The organism is Paenarthrobacter sp. NPDC057981, from assembly GCF_042886835.1.
In the GTDB taxonomy this organism is placed as follows: Bacteria; Actinomycetota; Actinomycetes; order Actinomycetales; family Micrococcaceae; genus Arthrobacter.
Map to the genome: position 1 here is coordinate 1 of NZ_JBHVQI010000013.1, position 17,479 is coordinate 17,479.

Genomic DNA, 17,479 nt, shown 5'->3' on the forward strand with positions numbered 1-17,479 from the left:
AACAAACTTGGCACACTATTGAGTTCTCAAACAACAGACACTACCGGCACCACCACCAACCCCACAGGGCCACTGGATCGCTCCGAAGCAACTTTTCAAACTTACCCGAACAACCAGATCTTGGCAAATCAGCGTTACCGCGATTCCAGACCCGATCCCCGGACCCCCACCCGGCACAAGCACACTCAAAAGCGCGCCATTTCCAGGCTGTTATCAAGGGGGTTGGCCACCGCAGTTCCCAGCTCCAAGCTGTCTCACTCGCGGCGACTCAGAAGACATTACACGCCCCCAACACCCAACACAAATCCACCCCAACACCACCCAAAAACCCCGCAAACACAAGCCAAACCAGCCCACAACACGCCCAAACCACCCGAAACCCGCCCAAAACACACCCCGTGAACCCCATCACACCAACCACCCCCACCCAACCACCCGCCGTCGAACACCACCCACACCAAACCCGGGGAACGTGAGCGAGCGACCACACCAAACCCGGGGAACATGAGCGAGCGTTAAACACAAAAGGGCCGGCAACCATAACGGTTGCCGGCCCTTTCAGAGCGTCACATCAGGGGGTCCTAGCCGGAAACCTCGATGGTGGCCAGGTTCTTCTTGCCCCTGCGAAGGAGCAAGTAGCGCCCGTGAAGCAGTTGGTTCTGGTCGATGACGGCGTCAGGATCGGAAATCTTGGCGTTGTTCACGTAGGCACCACCTTCACCGACGGTACGGCGCGCGGCGGACTTGCTGTCGGAAAGACCAGAGGCGACGAGCAGGTCGATGATGCCCAACGAGTCGCTGGCGATCTTTGCGGACGGAAGCTCGGCGGTGGCGGCGGCGAGTGTCGGCTCATCGAGCACGGTCAGGTCACCGTTCCCGAAGACAGCTGCCGAGGCCGCAATCACTTTCTCGGTCGCGTCGACACCATGGACCAGCGAGGTCACTTCGTACGCAAGCTTTTTCTGGCCTTCACGGGCAAACGGGCGCTCCGCCACAGACTCCCCCAGGGCTTCGATCTCAGCACGGGAAAGGAAAGTGAATACCTTGAGGCGGTCCACCACGTCAGCATCGGCCGTGTTCAACCAGAACTGGTAGAACGTGTACGGGCTGCACATTGCGGGGTCCAACCAGATGGCGTTGCCCTCGGACTTGCCGAACTTGGTGCCGTCGGAGTTGGTGATCAGCGGCGTTCCCAAGGCATGAACACTCTTGCCCTCCACCTTGCGGATGAGCTCGGTTCCGCTGGTGAGGTTGCCCCACTGGTCCGAACCGCCCGTCTGCAGCGCACAACCGTAGTCGCGGAAAAGCTGGAGGTAATCCATGCCTTGCAGGATCTGGTAACTGAACTCGGTGTAGCTGATGCCCTCGTCAGAGTTCAGCCGGGAAGCAACAGCATCCTTGCGCAACATAGTGCCCACGCGGAAGTGCTTGCCAATCTCCCGGAGGAAGTCGATGGCGCTCAGCGGAGCAGTCCAGTCAAGGTTGTTGACCATGCGGGCCGCGTTGTCGCCCTCGAAGCTGAGGAACCGACGTACCTGGCCCTGCAGGTAGCCCACCCATTCCGTCACTGTTTCCTTGGTGTTCAAGGTGCGTTCCGCCGTCGGACGCGGGTCGCCGATCAGGCCAGTGGAGCCGCCCACCAAACCGAGCGGCTTGTGGCCGGCCAGTTGCAGTCGGCGCATCAGGAGCAGCTGCACAAGGTTGCCCAAGTGCAGGGACGGCGCAGTGGGATCGAAGCCACAGTAATACGTGATCGGGTCGCCGGCGAGCAGTTTTTCCAGTTCCGTTTCATCAGTGGAAACGTGGACCAGGCCGCGCCATGTGAGCTCCTGCCAAATGTTGGCAAAAGCTGGATCGTTGTGCTGGGACTCGATGTTGTTTACGTGTGACACGAGATCTAAGTTAGCAGGGTTGCCGCTGCCGGTTTGCCTAGCGCTCGATGCCGGCGGGCACGGGTGCCGCTGCAATCAGGCGCAGTCGCTGCGTGGCACGCGTCATCGCAACATACAGGTCCCCTACCTTGCCGTGCTCATGGTTGAGCATGGCCGAGGGTTCCAGGACCACGACGCCGTCGAATTCCAGTCCCTTCGCTTCCTTGGGACTGATCACCACGATGTCCTGCTCATAACTGCCCGCGCCGGCACCAATACGGTGTCCGTAGATCTCCTTGAGCGCTGCAGTTGCCTGCGGCAGCAAAGGGCCATCGGCAATGACGGCGAGCAGGCCGCCGTCGATCGCTTCGAGTTCCTCCGGCAGGACCTCAACCAGGCGCTGCACGATGCCGTCAGCGTCCACGCGATCCACGATCGGCGACCATTTGCCTTCGCGCACGGCCTTCGGTGCAGAGACCACGAGCCCTGCCCGGTTGGCCATCCGGACCGCGGCTTCGGCAATCTGGCTGGGCGTGCGGTAGTTGACCGTCAGCTCCTCGAGCGTCCAGCGGTCACCGAACGACGGCGCCAGCGCGCTCTGCCACGAATTGGCACCTGCTGCTGCACTCGTTTGGGCGATGTCACCAACGATGGTGAAGGACTTCAGTGGGCAGCGACGCACCAACAGTCGCCACTGCATGGGCGAAAGTTCCTGGGCCTCGTCAACCACGATGTGCCCGAACGCCCATGACCGGTCGCTCGTGGCGCGTTCGGCAGCCGTGAGGCGGCTTTCGCGCTCCTGGTTTTGTTCCGCAAGTTCCTCGGCCGTGACCAGGACATCGACGCCCATGGATTCCATGTTGGCCAGGGTTTGCTTGGCGTTGGCGAGGTCGCGCGCCCGGTCTGCTTCCTGCTGGGCCAGTCCCCTGCCGGCTGCCGGATCCAGCTCGCCGAGCAGCTCGGCGGCCTCATCCAGCAGCGGTACGTCCGCCTCGGTCCAGGGTGCGTCAACCGGCCGCTGAAGCAATGAACGCTGTTCCGGAGTCAGGTGCGGCGTGCAGGCCTCAAGGATGGCGGGCTTGCTGAAGAGCTCCGAGATGAGCTTCTCGGGCGTCATCGGCATCCAGCACAGGTTCAGCGCGATCCTGACATCGCGGGCTGAACGGACGTCTTCGGCGAGATAGGCTCGGTCGGCATTGTTGCCAATGTTCGATTCCTCGACCATGTCCGTCAGCTGTTCGGTGAGTTCGCGAAGGAGGATCTTCACGAACGTGAGCCGTGCCTCATTGTGCGGCTTACCCGTGGCACGCGCTTTTTCACGGGCACGGCGGACCTGGCGGACGGTGAGCGTCAGCTTCCGCGAATCGACTTCCAGGATGCGGTCTTCGGCCGGCGTCCGCTGCCGGTTGGCCACAGCGTTGGCCACGACCTTGGCCATGTCGAGTTTGCCCTTGAGCGCGGCGACGTCCGCGTTCTCCTCCGGCACGGCGTGAATACCGGGCATGAGGCGGCCAAGGCTGGCCATGACCACACCGGTCTCGCCCAGGGACGGCAGCACGCGTTCAATGTAATGCATGAAGGACGACGACGGGCCCACCAGCAGGACTCCCGCGCTCTTAAGCCGTTCGCGGTGGGTATACAGCAGGTAGGCAGCCCGGTGCAGGGCAACAGCGGTCTTGCCAGTGCCGGGTCCACCCTGGACCACGAGGGCCCCGGAGATGGACGAGCGGATGATCCGGTCCTGTTCGGACTGAATGGTGCCGACGATGTCCGACATGCGGCCGGTGCGTTTGGAGTTCAATGCCGCGAGCAGGGCACCCTCGCCCTGCAGGGAATCGTTGTCCGCGAGCATCCCTGCATCCAGGACGTCGTCCTCGATGGCCTTGACGTCACGACCTTGAAGGATCAGATGGCGACGACGACGCACGCCTTGGCGATCAAACGCGGTCGCCTGGTAGAAGTGGCCCGCTTCGGGAGCTCGCCAGTCCACCATGAGGCGCTGGAGATCGGCCGTGGACAACCCGATGCGGCCGATGTACTGCGCCTCACCCGAATCAAGGTCCAAGCGGCCAAAGACCAAGCGGTCGTCGACGGCGTCGAGCTGGGCCAGGCGGTCCTCGTACAGAGCCGCGAACGCATCACGCTCTGAGACGTTCTGCATGGTTCCTACCGCGCCGGCCTTGCGCACCTGCGCCAGCTGGTCGCGCTTTTCGGCGCGCAGCTCATCGAGCCGGGCGTAGAGCCCGGCAACGTATTCCTGCTCGTGGACCAAATCAGCGTCGTGCATCGAACCGTAACCCCTATCGCAAAAGACAGACCTACCATTCTACAGCGATTTTGGTAAACGTGCGGGGCTGGGCAACCGAAGGATTACGTTAGGTCGTCACCGAAGGTTTCCGGGGCCGGGCCGCCTTGTACCTTGAAACGGTGGGATCATCCTCGATCCAGAAACGCCACGGATATTCGGTGCTTCCTCCGGGACCGGCCACTCCAACCCGAGGGCCACTGACGACGGCAGGCGCCGGGGACTCCGGCAACCACAGGCTGAACGGTTCGGCGAGCGCGTCACGGCCGGTGTCCGCCGTCGTAAGCCCCAGGGCGGAAGCGAGCCGTGCCGGGCCACTGGCCAGGTCCTTCGGTGCTTTGGATGCCGGCCGCCGTAACGTGGCGAGGCCTTCGCCGTCGACGATCTCACCGGCCCTCAGAAGCAAGGCCGAGGCTTTGCCGGCCGGGCCGCAAACCAGGTTCGCGCAGTAGTGCATGCCGTACGTGAAGTAGACGTACAGAAACCCCGCCGGCCCGAACATCGGCGCGTTCCTTGCCGTCGGGCCTCCGAAAGTGTGTGAGCCGGGGTCCGGGTGCTCGGAATCACGCGGGCCGAGGTAGGCTTCGACTTCCGTCAGCCGCACCGATACCGGGCCGGCGTCCGAGCAGTGCGTCAGGACGGCCCCCAGGATGAGCGGCGCGATGACCCGTGGGTCCCCCTCAAGAAACGTGCGCACTGCCGCGGGGTCGCTGACCCCTTTATCCGATGACCAGCCCATGCCCTCGACCCTAGCAAAACGCCATCAACGGCCATGTCCGATTTCCGCTAGAAGTCTCCTCCGGCGGCTGGGAGGATGAAGCCATGGACTTCTGGCAGCGCTACAAGGCGATCGATGCCCGCGACACCCGTTTCGATGGCCAATTCTTCACAGCGGTCAGTTCCACGGGCATTTACTGCCGCCCATCGTGCCCGGCGCGCACGCCGAAGGCGGAGAACGTCACCTTTTACGAAACCTCGGCCGCCGCACACGAGGCAGGGTACCGCGCGTGCAAGCGTTGCCTGCCCGAAGCCGTCCCAGGGACCCCGGCCTGGAACCTCCGCTCGGACGTCGCCGGGCGGGCCATGCGGTTGATCAACGACGGCGTCATCACCCGCGAAGGAGTCGACGGGTTGGCGCGTCGCTTGGGATACTCGGCACGGCAGCTCAACCGCATCCTCGGCCACGAACTGGGCGCCGGCCCGCTTTCCCTGGCACGGGCCAGCAGGGCGCAGACGGCCAGGACACTGCTGGTCTCCACGGACATGCCACTCGCGGACGTGGCCTTCGCATCGGGCTTTAACAGCATCCGGCAATTCAACGACACTATCGGCGAGGTGTTCGCCATGACACCGACGGCGGTTCGTGCAACGGCGGTTCGTGCGACGGCGGCAAAGTCGGGTCCCGGGCGGGCCGCTGGGTCGGGCCACGCCTCTGGTTCACTGACGCTCAACCTGCCATACCGGGATCCGTTCGATCCGGGGATCTTCGACTTCCTCGCCGCGCGTGCGATACCTGGCATTGAAGCGGCCGAGGCTCGGCCTGATGGGACTTCCCCCGGCACACGGACGTACAGCCGCACCCTACGGCTCCCGCGCGGCACAGCCTGGTTCACCGTCACCTACAGCCCGTTACTGCCGGGCAAGCCCTTGCGGTTGACGGCCTCGGCCGTGGACCTGCACGACCTTCCCGCGCTGTTGAGCCGGGTGCGGCGGCTCTTCGACCTGGATGCGGATCCGGAGGCGATCGATGATGCCCTTGCCATGGATCCCCGGCTTGCGGGGAGGGCCAGTGCCATCGCCGGGATAAGGGTTCCCGGGGCAGTCGACCCGCAAGAGCTGCTGATCCGGGCGATGATCGGGCAACAGATCACAGTAGCCGCGGCCCGGACAGCCCTTACCCAGTTGTCAGCGGCCGGGTCACACGCAGAAGGCACCGCGTCCGGTCCGGACCGGCTGTTTCCGACGGCGGCAGAAGTCGCTGAACACGGCCGCGCCCTGCTGCGGGGACCCCAACGCCGTATCGACTCCATCATTGCCGTGGCCGAGGCGATGGCCGCAGGCACTCTTGATTTCGGTTACGGCGACGACGTCGAAAGCTTGGGACGCAAACTTCTTCCCCTGCCCGGAGTGGGTCCATGGACAGTGGGCTACGTTGCCATGCGTGTACTGGGCGCACCGGATGTCTTCCTCGCCAACGACGCAGCTGTGCGTAACGGCGTCAAGGCGCTGCCTGCCGGCCTCGGGCTCAGTGCCGATTTCCAGGAAGTGAGTCCTTGGCGCTCATACGCCACGATGCACTTGTGGCGGGCTGCCGCGAAGCGCTGACGCTCACTCACATCCCCCATTTTCCGCCCAACGCTCGTTCACATCCCGAGGCGGCGTCCGGCGTCGAAACGCTACCGCGCCTCATCGGAACGCGAGCGAGCGTCAGCACCAAACGGTGGGGATGTGAGCGAGGGTGCGTATCAAGCCCGGGGGATGTGAGCGAGCGTCCGGATCAAGCCCGTGTGGGAGGCTCCGTGGGAACTCCGGCGGGCCAAGGCAGGAGCTCCGGCAGGTCCACGCCGTCAGCGGCCGCCGTGGCGCGGAGCGAGCCCAAGCTCGGTTCCCTGCCCGCCAGCCACGCAGCGATATCCGTGATCATGCCTGTGATCGCAATGGACGTTCCTCCGCTGCCAAGTGTCCGCGGCGGCAAGCCGGTTGGTTGGAGCACGAACTTGTACTCCCCCGGGACGCGTGCAGTGAGGAAGTCGAACAGGTGCTCGCAAAAAGACCGGCTCCACGTCTCCGGACCGAAACCCAGTCCAAGGTCCGATGCATGGATGGTGAGTTCGCGCCAGAGTGCCAGGCCGCCGTCGAGCACTGTTCCGTCCCGGTAGCTGATGCGCACCTGCCAGCCGTCCGAGTCCAAAGCGTCGAACGCTGCAAGCGCCGAATCAACAGCTGTGGTGACGGACGCCGTGTGCTGGTCCAGGCTGTGACCGGCGGCGAGATTGATGGCTTTGGTCCGGCCTTCCATACCGCCGTCGTACAGTTCGATCTTTTCGCCCCGCCGGGCGTACTCCAGTTGCCGCGCCATCGCGTTGGCAATGCCGGCGAGGTGGGCGAGTACATGGCCCCGGGTCCAGCCGGGAAGTTCCGACGGTTCGGTGACGGATGATTCGTCCATCTTTGTCAGGAGGCGGGTGACATTGCCGGCGGCTTTGTGAAGCTCTGCGGGCAGCGTCTCAGCTGTGATCAGGGTCATAGGCCCATGCTAATGCACGCTTAAACGCAGAGCGGGATGACGCCCGAAGACCTCATCCCGCTCTGGTAAAACGAACGCTACGACGCGTAGGAGCGCGCAGCCTCAAGTTCCGCTTCAAGTGCTGCAAGCTGGCGTTCGACGGCGGCCGGTGCCGTTCCGCCCTGCGAGTTCCGGCTGTTGAGCGAACCTTCGGTACTGAGCACAGTGCGGACTTCGGGGGTCAAATGCTCCGAAATCGCGGCATACTCTTCGTCGCTCAGGTCCCACAGCTCCACGCCCCGGCTCTCGGCCTGCTTGACCGCAGCACCCGAGAGCTCGTGGGCCTCGCGGAAGGGGACGCCCTGGCGGACGAGCCATTCGGCAATGTCTGTCGCCAATGCGAATCCTTGCGGCGCCAACGACTCCATGCGCTCGGTGTTGAACGTCAACGTGGCGATCATGCCCGACACAGCGGGGAGCAGCAGCTCCAAGGTGTCCGCAGCGTCAAAGACCGGTTCCTTGTCTTCCTGCAGATCGCGGTTGTACGCGAGCGGCAGGCCCTTGAGCGTGGCCAGCAATCCGGTCAGGTTGCCAATAAGGCGTCCTGCCTTTCCGCGGGCCAACTCGGCAACATCCGGGTTCTTCTTCTGCGGCATGATCGAGGACCCCGTGGAGTACGAGTCATGCAGGGTGACGAAGGAGAACTCCTTGGTCGCCCAGAAAATGACTTCCTCGGAGATACGGGACAGGTCGACGCCGATCATGGAGCACACCCACGCGAACTCGGCGAAGACATCGCGGGAGGCGGTGCCATCGATCGAGTTGTGCGCGGCTGAGTAGAAACCGAGGTCGGCAGCTACCGCCTCCGGGTCGAGTCCGAGGGAAGAACCTGCCAGCGCACCGGAGCCGTACGGGGAAATGCCGGCACGCTTGTCCCAGTCCTGGAGCCGCTGAACATCGCGCAACAGCGCCCAGGCGTGGGCAAGCAAGTGGTGGCTCAGCAGGACCGGTTGAGCGTGCTGCAAGTGGGTGCGGCCGGGCATGGCCACACCCTGATGCGCTTTGGCCTGCTCCACCAACGCGTCAACCGTGGCCAGGACACCCCGCGCAATGATCCGCGCGTGGTCACGCAGGAACATGCGGCCGAGGGTGGCCACTTGGTCGTTGCGGGAGCGGCCTGCACGGAGTTTGCCGCCCAACTGGGTACCGGCGCGCTCGATAAGACCGCGTTCCAGCGAACCATGGACGTCCTCATCGCTCTCGGCCGGAAGGTAGGCGCCGCTGGCGACGTCCTCATCCAACCGGGTCAAGGCCGCGAGCATGCCCTCGAGCTCGGCGTCGTCCAACAGACCAGCCTTGGCCAGCACGCGGGCGTGCGCTTTGGAACCGGCGATGTCGTAGCGGGCAAGCCGCCAGTCAAAGTGGGTGGACTTGCTCAGTGCGGCCAGCGCGTCCGCAGGGCCGCCGGCGAACCGGCCACCCCACAGTGCACCTTCATTTGTTGCCGACGTCATTACTCGCCCGCAACCCGCAGGTCACGGCCGGAGGCAACCTTGGAGGACATGCCCCACAGCTCAATGAAGCCACGGGCCATCGACTGGTCGAAGGTGTCGCCGGTGTCGTAAGTGGCGAGGTCGAAGTCGTACAGCGAGGTGTCCGAGCGGCGGCCGTTGACGATGGCCTGGCCACCGTGGAGGACCATGCGGATGTCGCCGGAGACGTACTTCTGGGTGTCCTCAATGAAGGCATCCAGGGAGCGCTTGAGCGGGGAGAACCACTGTCCGTCGTACACCAGCTCTGCCCAACGCTGGCCAACGGTCGCCTTGAAGCGGGCCTGCTCGCGCTCGATGGTGATGTCTTCGAGGTGCTTGTGCGCGGTGATCAGCGCCATGGCACCGGGAGCTTCGTAGATCTCGCGGGACTTGATGCCCACCAGGCGGTCCTCGACGACGTCGATCCGGCCAACACCCTGGGCGCCGGCACGGCGGTTCAGTTCCTGGATGGCCTGCAGCGGGGTGACCTTCACGCCGTCGATCGCTACCGGGATACCGGCCTGGAAGGAAATGGTGACCTCATCCGGCGCCGGCGGGAATTCCGGGGTGGCGGTGTAGTCGTAGATGTCCTTGGTCGGAGCGTTCCAGATGTCCTCAAGGTAGCCGGTTTCGACGGCGCGTCCCCAGACGTTCTGGTCGATCGAGTACGGGTTCTTCTTGGTGGTCTCGATGGGCAGTCCCTTTTCCTCGGCGAAGGCGATGGCCTTGTCGCGGGTCAGGGCGAGGTCGCGGACAGGTGCGATGCACTTCAGGTCCGGGCCGAGGGTCTGGATGCCGACTTCGAAGCGGACCTGGTCGTTGCCCTTGCCCGTGCAGCCGTGGGCAACTGTGGTGGCGCCGAATTCGCGGGCAGCCTTGACCAGGTGCTTGACGATGACCGGGCGGGAGATGGCCGAGACCAGCGGGTAGTGGCCCTGGTAGAGGGCGTTGGCCTTCAAGGTGGGCATCGCGTATTCGTTGGCAAACTCGTCACGGGCATCGGCGACGTAAGCCTCGACGGCGCCGCAACCGAGGGCGCGCTGGCGGATGGTCTCCAGGGACTCGCCGCCCTGTCCGACGTCGACGGCCACAGCGATGACCTCGGCGCCGGTGGCTTCACCGATCCAGCCGATGGCTACGGACGTATCAAGGCCACCGGAGTAGGCCAGAACAATGCGCTCAGTCACGAGAGTGCTCCTTTGTTGTTGCTTGGTTCATTCGAATCTAATGCTGTGTGAATCAGTGCCGTGGAAATCAGTCAGTTGCCGGGGCCGGCTTCCTCGGCCATCTGCAGGAAGCGGGCCGCCAGTTCCGCCCCGCCGTCAGCGTCCCTGGACACCAACATCACAGTGTCGTCGCCTGCGATCGTACCCAATACCGACGGCATCACGGAGTGGTCGATCGCAAGTGCCAGGAAGTTGGCGGCTCCCGGAGGCGTGCGGAGCACCGCAATGTTGCCCGACGCCTCCGCCGTAACCAGCAGTTCCCCGCACAGCCGTGTCAGCCGTGCATCGAGAATTTCCTGGGTAACGCCGCTCTTGGCGTTCCGGTCCCCGCCCTCCCCCGGGACGGCGTACACCAATGCTCCATCCTTGCCACGGACCCGCACCGCGCCAAGTTCCACAAGGTCGCGGGACAGTGTGGCTTGGGTGACCTGGACGCCGTCGTCTGCAAGCAGGGCTGCAAGCTCTGCCTGGGAACGCACGGATTCGCCCGTCAGGATCGCTGTGATGCGTGCCTGTCGGGCGGTCTTGGTGGCCGGACTGGCACCCGGAACGGAGGGGTTGGTGGACACTAGAACGTGCTCTCGCCGGTTCCTTCGACGGGGGCGAGGCCCTCGACGAACGCAAGTCCGGAACGGTGCATCAGCCAGGCCATGAGCGCCTTCTGGGCGTGGAGGCGGTTCTCGGCCTCGTCCCAGACGATGGACTGCGGACCGTCGATGACGCCCGCCGAAATCTCGTAGCCGCGGTAGGCCGGGAGGCAGTGGAGCACGACGGCGTCCGGCGCTGCCTGTGCCATGGCTGCCTCATCCACGGAGTACTCGCGGAACAACTGAAGGCGGGCTTCTTTCTCCGCTTCCTGACCCATGGACACCCACGTGTCGGTGGCCACGACGTCGGCACCCTTGAGAGCTTCCGCGGCCTCGCTGGTGATGAGGACGGAACCACCGGTTTCAGCGGCGCGCTCTTCAGCGGCGGCCACGATTTCCGGCGCCGGAAGGTAGCCCTCCGGACCGGAAATCCGGACGTGCATTCCCGCCGTGACGCCGGCCAGCAGGTACGAGTTCGCCATGTTGTTGGCGGCATCGCCCAGGTAGGCCATGGTCAGTCCGGCGAGTTCGCCTTTGTGCTCCTTGACGGTCAGGAGGTCGGCCAGGAGCTGGCAAGGGTGGTAGTCGTCGCAGAGCGCGTTGATGACGGGCACCTTGGAGTTCTCCGCCATTGCCACCAGGCCCGAGTGGGCGCCGGTGCGCCACACGATGGTGGACACCATGCGCTCCAGGACCTTTGCGGTGTCCTCCACGGACTCCTTGTGGCCGATCTGGGCTTCACCGGGGTTGATGATCAGGGCGTTGCCACCCATGTCGGCAATGCCGGTAGCGAACGAAACACGTGTGCGGGTAGAGGTTTTGTCAAAGATCACGGCGACCGTCTTGCGGCCGTTGCCCTCACCGGCGAAAGGCTGCACGCTGTACGGTGCTGCTTTCATGCGGGCGGCCAACTCAAGCACTTCGGCCTGTTCGGCCGGGCTGAGATCAGTGTCCTTGAGGAAGTGACGGGTGGAAATGCTCACTGTGCGTCCTTAGCGGTGGTGGCGGTGGCCGTAGCGATCAGGTCAGGCAGGGCTGCCAGGAAACGGTCAGTCTGTTCGGTGGTCAGGATGAGCGGCGGCGCCAAGCGGATGGTCCGGGGACCGGGACTGTTGATGATGAAGCCCGCGTCCAGGCCGGCAGTCACCATGGCGGGGGCGATGTCCGAGTCGACGTCGAAGCCGATCAGCAGACCTTCGCCACGGACTTGGGTAACGCCCTCGACGGCGGCAATCCCCTCGCGAAGGTACTCACCAACCGAGGTGACATGCTGCAGCACGCCCTGGGTTTCGATGGCATGAAGCGTGGCCAGGGCGGCGGCAGTGGCCACCGGATTTCCACCGAAGGTGGTGCCGTGCTGCCCCGCGGTGAGCAGGGCCGACGTCGTACTTCCGAACGTGACCAAGGCGCCGATCGGGAAGCCGCCGCCAAGACCCTTGGCGAGCGTGACGGCGTCGGGAACGATGCCGGCGTCTTCGCTTGCCAGCCACTTGCCGGTCCGGCCAATGCCTGTCTGGACTTCGTCAAGGATCAGGAGTGCGCCAACGGCGGTGGTGGCCTCGCGGGCAGCCTGCAGGTATTCGGCGCTGAGGGGGCGGACGCCCGCTTCACCCTGGATTGGTTCCAGGAACACGGCCGCAGTGGAATCGTCGACGGCGGCACGCAAGGCCTCGATGTCGCCGAACGGAACGTGGACCACGCCACCGGGCAGAGGCTCGAAAGGCGCACGGTAGGCCTCTTTTGCCGTGAGCGCCAGGGCACCCATGGTCCGTCCGTGGAAAGCGCCTTCAAGGGCGATGATCTTGGTGCGCTTGCCATCGCCGTTGTTCCGGCGGGCCAGTTTGAAGGCGGCTTCGTTGGCCTCCGTGCCGGAGTTGGCGAAGAAGACCTTGGAGCCTGTCGGAGCCTTGGCCAGTTCCAGCAGCTTTTCAGCGAGCGCGATCTGCGTGGGGCTCGTGAAGAAATTGGATACGTGCCCCAGCGTGGCCAGTTGGCTGGAAATGACCGAGGTAACGAACGGGTGGGCATGGCCCAGTGCGTTCACTGCGATGCCGCCGAGGAGGTCCAGGTACTCCTTGCCGTCAGCGTCCCACACCAGGCAGCCTGCGCCGCGGACCAGGACCCGCTGCGGGGTGCCGAAGACGCCCATCAGGGAACTCGAGTAGCGGGCCAGCCAATCGGCACCGCTGCTGTGCCCGGTGATGGCATCGGCCGGAGTTTCGACCACTGCTGCTTCGTTGGTGCTCATGCGTTCACGTCCTCGTCGGGTACTACCTGGGTGCCGATGCCCGCCGTCGTAAAAGTTTCCAGCAGCATCGAGTGGGCCAGTCGGCCGTCGACGATGTGGGCGCGCTCCACGCCTTCGTCGATGGCTTTCAGGCAGGCGGCCATCTTGGGGATCATTCCGGATTCGAGCTTGGGGAGCATGTCGCGGAGCTCTGAGGCGGTCAGCGAGGAGATCAGCGAGGATTTGTCCGGCCAGTTCGCGTAAAGGCCTTCGACGTCGGTCAGGATGACCAGCTTGGAGGCTCCCAAGGCTGACGCGACCGCAGCCGCGGCGGTATCGGCGTTGACGTTGAGGACCTGGCCGGTGGTCTGGAAGCCGTTGCCGTCCTCAGTGATTTCCGGGGCGACGGTGGAGATCACGGGGATGCGACCGGCGTCGAGGATGTCCTTGATGCCTGCTGGATCCACGCCCACGACTTCGCCAACAAGGCCCAGGTCCACTTCCTCGCCGTCCACCACGGTGCCGGTGCGCACGGCACGCAGAAGGCCGCCGTCTTCGCCGGACATGCCCACGGCGTAGGGGCCGTGGGAGTTGATCAGGCCCACAAGTTCGCGGCCGACCTGGCCCGTGAGGACCATCCGGACAACATCCATGGCTTCGGGGGTGGTGACCCGCAGGCCGCCCTTGAACTCGGACTCGATACCGAGCCTGCCGAGCATGGAGTTGATCTGGGGGCCGCCACCGTGGACAACCACCGGGTGGATGCCGACATGGTGGAGGAACACAATGTCCTCGGCAAAGGCGCGGCGTAGGTCATCGTTCACCATCGCGTTGCCACCGTACTTGATCACCATTGTGGTTCCAGCGAAGCGCTGGATCCACGGCAAGGCCTCGATCAGTGTTGCCGCTTTGTCCTGTGCCGCACTCATGGACGTGTTTTCGCGGGTGTGCGCAGTCATTGTCATTCCGCTCAGCTCGAGTACGCGCTGTTCTCATGCACGTAGTCGTGCGTGAGGTCGTTGGTCCAGATGGTCGCTTCGGCGTCTCCGGCCTGGAGATCGATTTCGACGAGCACTTCGCGTGGTTCCAGGTCCACCAAGTTGCGGTCATCGCCGATGGCGCCGTTGCGGCAAATCTGGATGCCGTTCATGGCAACGTTGAGCTGGTCGGCTTCGAAGACTGCATCCGTGGTCCCTACAGCGGACAACACGCGGCCCCAGTTGGGGTCCTTGCCAAAGATTGCGGCCTTGAAGAGGTTGGACCGGGCCACCGAGCGGCCCACGGTTTCCGCGTCACGTTCGCTGGCAGCATTGAAGGTCCGGATGGCGATGTCGTGGCTGGCACCTTCGGCGTCGCCAATGAGCTTGCGGGCCAGTTCGGCGCACACGGCGGTCACCGCTTCGGTCAACTGTTCTGCCGACGGCAATGCTTCGGAGGCGCCGGAGGCCAACAGCACCACCGTGTCGTTCGTGGACATGCAGCCGTCCGAATCGGCCCGGTCGAACGTGACGCGCGTGGCATCCCGAAGCACAACATCGAGCTCATTGGCCGGTACTTCGGCGTCCGTCGTCAGAACCACCAGCATGGTGGCCAGGCCGGGGGCGAGCATGCCCGCACCCTTGGCGATCCCGCCTACTGTGTACGGTTTGCCCTCAGCGTCCTTGCCGGTGAAGACGGCTTCCTTGGAGACGCTGTCGGTGGTCATGATCGCAGTGGCTGCGGCGCTGCCGCCGACCTCACTGAGCTCCTTGGCGGCTGCCTCGACGCCCGGAAGGATCTTGTCCATGGGCAGCTGCTCGCCGATCAGCCCGGTTGAGCACACGACGACGTCGGAAGCTGAGACTCCCAGCACTTCTGCCACTTTCTCGGCCGTTGCATGGGTGTTCTGGAAGCCCTGCGGGCCTGTGCAGGCATTGGCTCCACCGGAGTTCAGCACAACGGCGTCCACACGACCGTCGCTGACCACTTGGCGGGACCAGTGCACGGGCGCTGCTGCCACCCGGTTGGAGGTGAAGACTGCAGCGGCGGCCTTGGAGGGGCCGTCGTTGATGACGAGTGCCAGATCGGGTTTGCCGGAGGCCTTGATGCCGGCCTTGATGCCAGCGGCACGGAATCCCTTGGGGGCGGTAATGGTCACGGTGCAACTCCCTGCAGGTTCAGGCCGGCTGTTTCATCCAGGCCGAGGGCAATGTTCATGGACTGCACGGCTCCGCCGCCGGTCCCTTTGGTCAGGTTGTCGATGGCGCAAGTGACAATTACACGGCCCGCGTGGGCATCGAACGCAAGCTGCATGACCGCGTGGTTGGACCCCTGCACCGACTTGGTGGTGGGCCACTGGCCTTCGGGCAGCAGGTGGACGAAAGGCTCGTCGTCGTAAGCATCCGCCCACGCCTGGCGAAGCTCGGCTTCGGTGACGCCATGCCCAACCTTGGCAGTCGCCGTCGTGAGGATGCCCCGGCTCATGGGGGCTAGAGTCGGGGTGAAGGACACCGTTACAGGTTCGCCGGCGACGTTGCTGAGCCCTTGTTCGATCTCCGGCGTGTGGCGATGACCGCCACCCACGCCGTAGGGGCTCATGGAACCCATGACCTCCGACCCGATCAGGTTGACCTTGGCGGCCTTGCCGGCACCCGAGGTTCCGGAGGCGGAAACGATGACGACGTCGTCCGTCAAGAGGAGGTTATTGGCGAACCCGGGCGTCAAGGCGAGCAGGGCCGACGTCGGGTAGCAGCCGGGTACGGCGATCCGCTTGGCGCCTTTGAGCGCCTCACGCTGGCCGGGCAGTTCCGGCAGCCCGTAAGGCCAGGTGCCGGCGTGCTCGGAGCCGTAGAACTTCTCCCAGGCCGAAGCATCCTGCAAACGGTGGTCCGCACCGGCGTCGATGACTACAGTTCCCTCCGGCAACTGGGCTGCGATCCCGGCGGAGGTCCCGTGCGGCAGGGCCAGGAACACGACATCGTGACCGGACAGGTTTTCCACCGTGGTCTCTTCCAGGATCCGGCTGGCCAAACCATGGAGATGCGGCTGCAACTCCCCTAGTCTGGAACCGGCGTTGCTGTGCGCGGTGATCGCGCCGATGGTGACGTTGGGATGGTTCGCCAGCAGACGCAGCACTTCTCCCCCGGCGTAGCCGCTGGCACCGGAGACGGCAACAGAAATAGTCATAACACCACTGTACAGCAAGATTATTCATGCTGCCCGATATTTATGCATGCCTGTGTGAGCTGTCTCATTCGCCATGCTCGTCAGCGTATGCTTGATGAAGGGTGATCCAGACCGTGCAGTCCGAACGTCGGCTGCAGCGTTGCCCGTTAGCGATACGGGGCACATTCATGGCACCCACGTCCACCGCTGAGCGCCCCAAAGCACGCGCAATTCAGCCAAATCCCGTTGTCCAGAGCTACTCAGAGCTCCTCAAGTCCGTCAAAGCAGCAGGGCTCCTTGAACGTCGCAGCGGCTTCTACATCTGGGTCTTCGTGGCCCTCATGCTTCTCATGGCCGGAACATGGCTTGGCTTCGCCTTGATTGGCGAGTCCTGGTACCAACTGCTCATCGCGGCCGCCGTCGGCATCCTGTGCACGCAGTTGAGCTTTCTGGCCCATGAGGCCGGACACAAGCAGATCTTCGCCTCGCGCCGCGCAAACGACTGGTCGGCCCGCCTCCTTGCCACTGGAGTGGCCGGCATCAGCTACTCCTGGTGGGAACAGAAACACGGCGCCCACCACAACCATCCCAATGTCATCTCCAAGGACCCGGACATCCGGAACAACGCCCTGGTCTTCCACGAAGATGCCGCGGCTGAACGAAAGGGGCGCCTGGCGTTCCTGACCAAGAAGCAGGGCTGGTTCTTCTTCCCGCTCCTGACACTGCTTGGACTGAGCCTCCAGTTCGATTCCTTGCGCTTTGTCTTCGGGAAGCAGAACGTTCGCCACCGCTGGGTTGAGACTCCCATCCTTGTGGCGAGGCTTAGCGCCCTCCCTGTCCTGGCCTTCACGTTCTTGCCCATAGGAATGGCCTTTGCCTTCCTTGGCGTCCAAATCATGGTCTACGGCTTTTACATGGGGGCCTCGTTCGCGCCCAACCACAAGGGCATGCCCGTCCTTCCGAAAGACAGCCGGGTAGACTTCCTCAACCGTCAGATCCTGACCTCGCGCAACATTTCCGGCGGACGCTTCATGGACTTCCTCCTCGGCGGCCTCAACCGCCAGGTGGAGCACCACCTGTTCCCGGATATGGCGCGGCCCCAGCTCCACAAAGCATCAGCGATCGTGCGCGAATTTTGCGCCAAGCATTCCATCCCCTACACCGAAACAACCCTGGTGCAGTCTTACGGTATCGTGGTCCGGTACCTCAATGACGTGGGCCTGGCAGCCGGCCGTGGCTTCGACTGCCCCGTAGCTTCGACGCACGGACGCTTCTAGGCGTTCGACAAGGAAGGTCCTTACCTCCCTAGGATGGATCCTGGAACCGGGCACCGGAAGGACCGCCCCGGAGTTAGGAGCCAC

The 17,479-nt window shown here is 64.3% G+C and carries 14 protein-coding genes; 2 read left to right on the top strand and 12 right to left on the bottom strand.

Translation table 11 applies throughout. The features are described 5' to 3' along the window. Positions 1-581 precede the first annotated feature (581 nt). From tyrS to ACFVSI_RS12980, 3 genes are all read right to left on the bottom strand, one after another. Complete coding sequence (tyrS, locus tag ACFVSI_RS12970) at positions 582-1,892, bottom strand: tyrosine--tRNA ligase (protein WP_387824068.1); 1,311 nt, start codon at positions 1,890-1,892, stop codon at positions 582-584. Positions 1,893-1,929: 37 nt separating this feature from the next. Next, a complete protein-coding gene (locus ACFVSI_RS12975; protein WP_387824071.1) occupies positions 1,930-4,158 on the bottom strand; it encodes a HelD family protein in 2,229 nt (742 codons plus the stop codon). Positions 4,159-4,246: 88 nt separating this feature from the next. Next, a complete protein-coding gene (locus ACFVSI_RS12980) occupies positions 4,247-4,915 on the bottom strand; it encodes a DNA-3-methyladenine glycosylase (protein ID WP_387824074.1) in 669 nt (222 codons plus the stop codon). A gap of 83 nt (positions 4,916-4,998) precedes the next feature. On the opposite strand from ACFVSI_RS12980, the gene ACFVSI_RS12985 reads away from it, so the two are divergent. Further along, positions 4,999-6,501: an AlkA N-terminal domain-containing protein gene (locus ACFVSI_RS12985; RefSeq protein WP_387824077.1), complete on the top strand. Its 1,503-nt coding sequence runs from the start codon at positions 4,999-5,001 to the stop codon at positions 6,499-6,501. 172 nt (positions 6,502-6,673) lie between these two features. On the opposite strand, the gene ACFVSI_RS12990 is transcribed toward ACFVSI_RS12985, so the two are convergent. The 9 genes from ACFVSI_RS12990 to argC all read right to left on the bottom strand — a co-directional run bounded on the left by ACFVSI_RS12990 (position 6,674) and on the right by argC (position 16,139). After that, positions 6,674-7,423, bottom strand: a complete 750-nt coding sequence (locus tag ACFVSI_RS12990; protein ID WP_387824080.1) for a maleylpyruvate isomerase family mycothiol-dependent enzyme — start codon at positions 7,421-7,423, stop codon at positions 6,674-6,676. 77 nt (positions 7,424-7,500) lie between these two features. Beyond that, on the bottom strand, positions 7,501-8,916 hold the full coding sequence (argH, locus tag ACFVSI_RS12995; RefSeq protein ID WP_387824083.1) for an argininosuccinate lyase: 1,416 nt from the start codon (positions 8,914-8,916) through the stop codon (positions 7,501-7,503). Further along, positions 8,916-10,121: an argininosuccinate synthase gene (locus ACFVSI_RS13000; RefSeq protein ID WP_387824088.1), complete on the bottom strand. Its 1,206-nt coding sequence runs from the start codon at positions 10,119-10,121 to the stop codon at positions 8,916-8,918. Before ACFVSI_RS13000 ends, argH begins: the two co-directional genes overlap by 1 nt. A gap of 71 nt (positions 10,122-10,192) precedes the next feature. Continuing rightward, positions 10,193-10,729, bottom strand: coding sequence for an arginine repressor (locus ACFVSI_RS13005; RefSeq protein WP_144663086.1), 537 nt, complete (start codon positions 10,727-10,729; stop codon positions 10,193-10,195). Beyond that, on the bottom strand, positions 10,729-11,730 hold the full coding sequence (gene argF, locus ACFVSI_RS13010; RefSeq protein ID WP_387824091.1) for an ornithine carbamoyltransferase: 1,002 nt from the start codon (positions 11,728-11,730) through the stop codon (positions 10,729-10,731). Before argF ends, ACFVSI_RS13005 begins: the two co-directional genes overlap by 1 nt. Continuing rightward, positions 11,727-12,995 carry an acetylornithine transaminase gene (locus ACFVSI_RS13015; RefSeq protein WP_387824094.1) on the bottom strand — a complete coding sequence of 423 codons (1,269 nt, stop codon included), beginning with the start codon at positions 12,993-12,995 and terminating at the stop codon, positions 11,727-11,729. The genes argF and ACFVSI_RS13015 overlap by 4 nt, the downstream gene beginning before the upstream one ends. Then, positions 12,992-13,933, bottom strand: a complete 942-nt coding sequence (gene argB / locus ACFVSI_RS13020) for an acetylglutamate kinase (RefSeq protein ID WP_144663083.1) — start codon at positions 13,931-13,933, stop codon at positions 12,992-12,994. The genes ACFVSI_RS13015 and argB overlap by 4 nt, the downstream gene beginning before the upstream one ends. 11 nt (positions 13,934-13,944) lie before the next feature. Next, entirely contained in the window at positions 13,945-15,111 is a 1,167-nt protein-coding gene (argJ, locus tag ACFVSI_RS13025) for a bifunctional glutamate N-acetyltransferase/amino-acid acetyltransferase ArgJ (protein WP_387824097.1), read from the bottom strand. Then, the gene (gene argC / locus ACFVSI_RS13030; RefSeq protein WP_387824100.1) at positions 15,108-16,139 is read right to left on the bottom strand and encodes an N-acetyl-gamma-glutamyl-phosphate reductase; all 1,032 of its coding nucleotides are present in this window, start codon (positions 16,137-16,139) and stop codon (positions 15,108-15,110) included. Before argC ends, argJ begins: the two co-directional genes overlap by 4 nt. Before the next feature lie 167 nt (positions 16,140-16,306). On the opposite strand from argC, the gene ACFVSI_RS13035 reads away from it, so the two are divergent. After that, positions 16,307-17,395 (top strand): fatty acid desaturase family protein, encoded by a 1,089-nt coding sequence (locus ACFVSI_RS13035; RefSeq protein WP_387824103.1) that lies wholly within the window; start codon positions 16,307-16,309, stop codon positions 17,393-17,395. Positions 17,396-17,479: the final 84 nt, after the last annotated feature.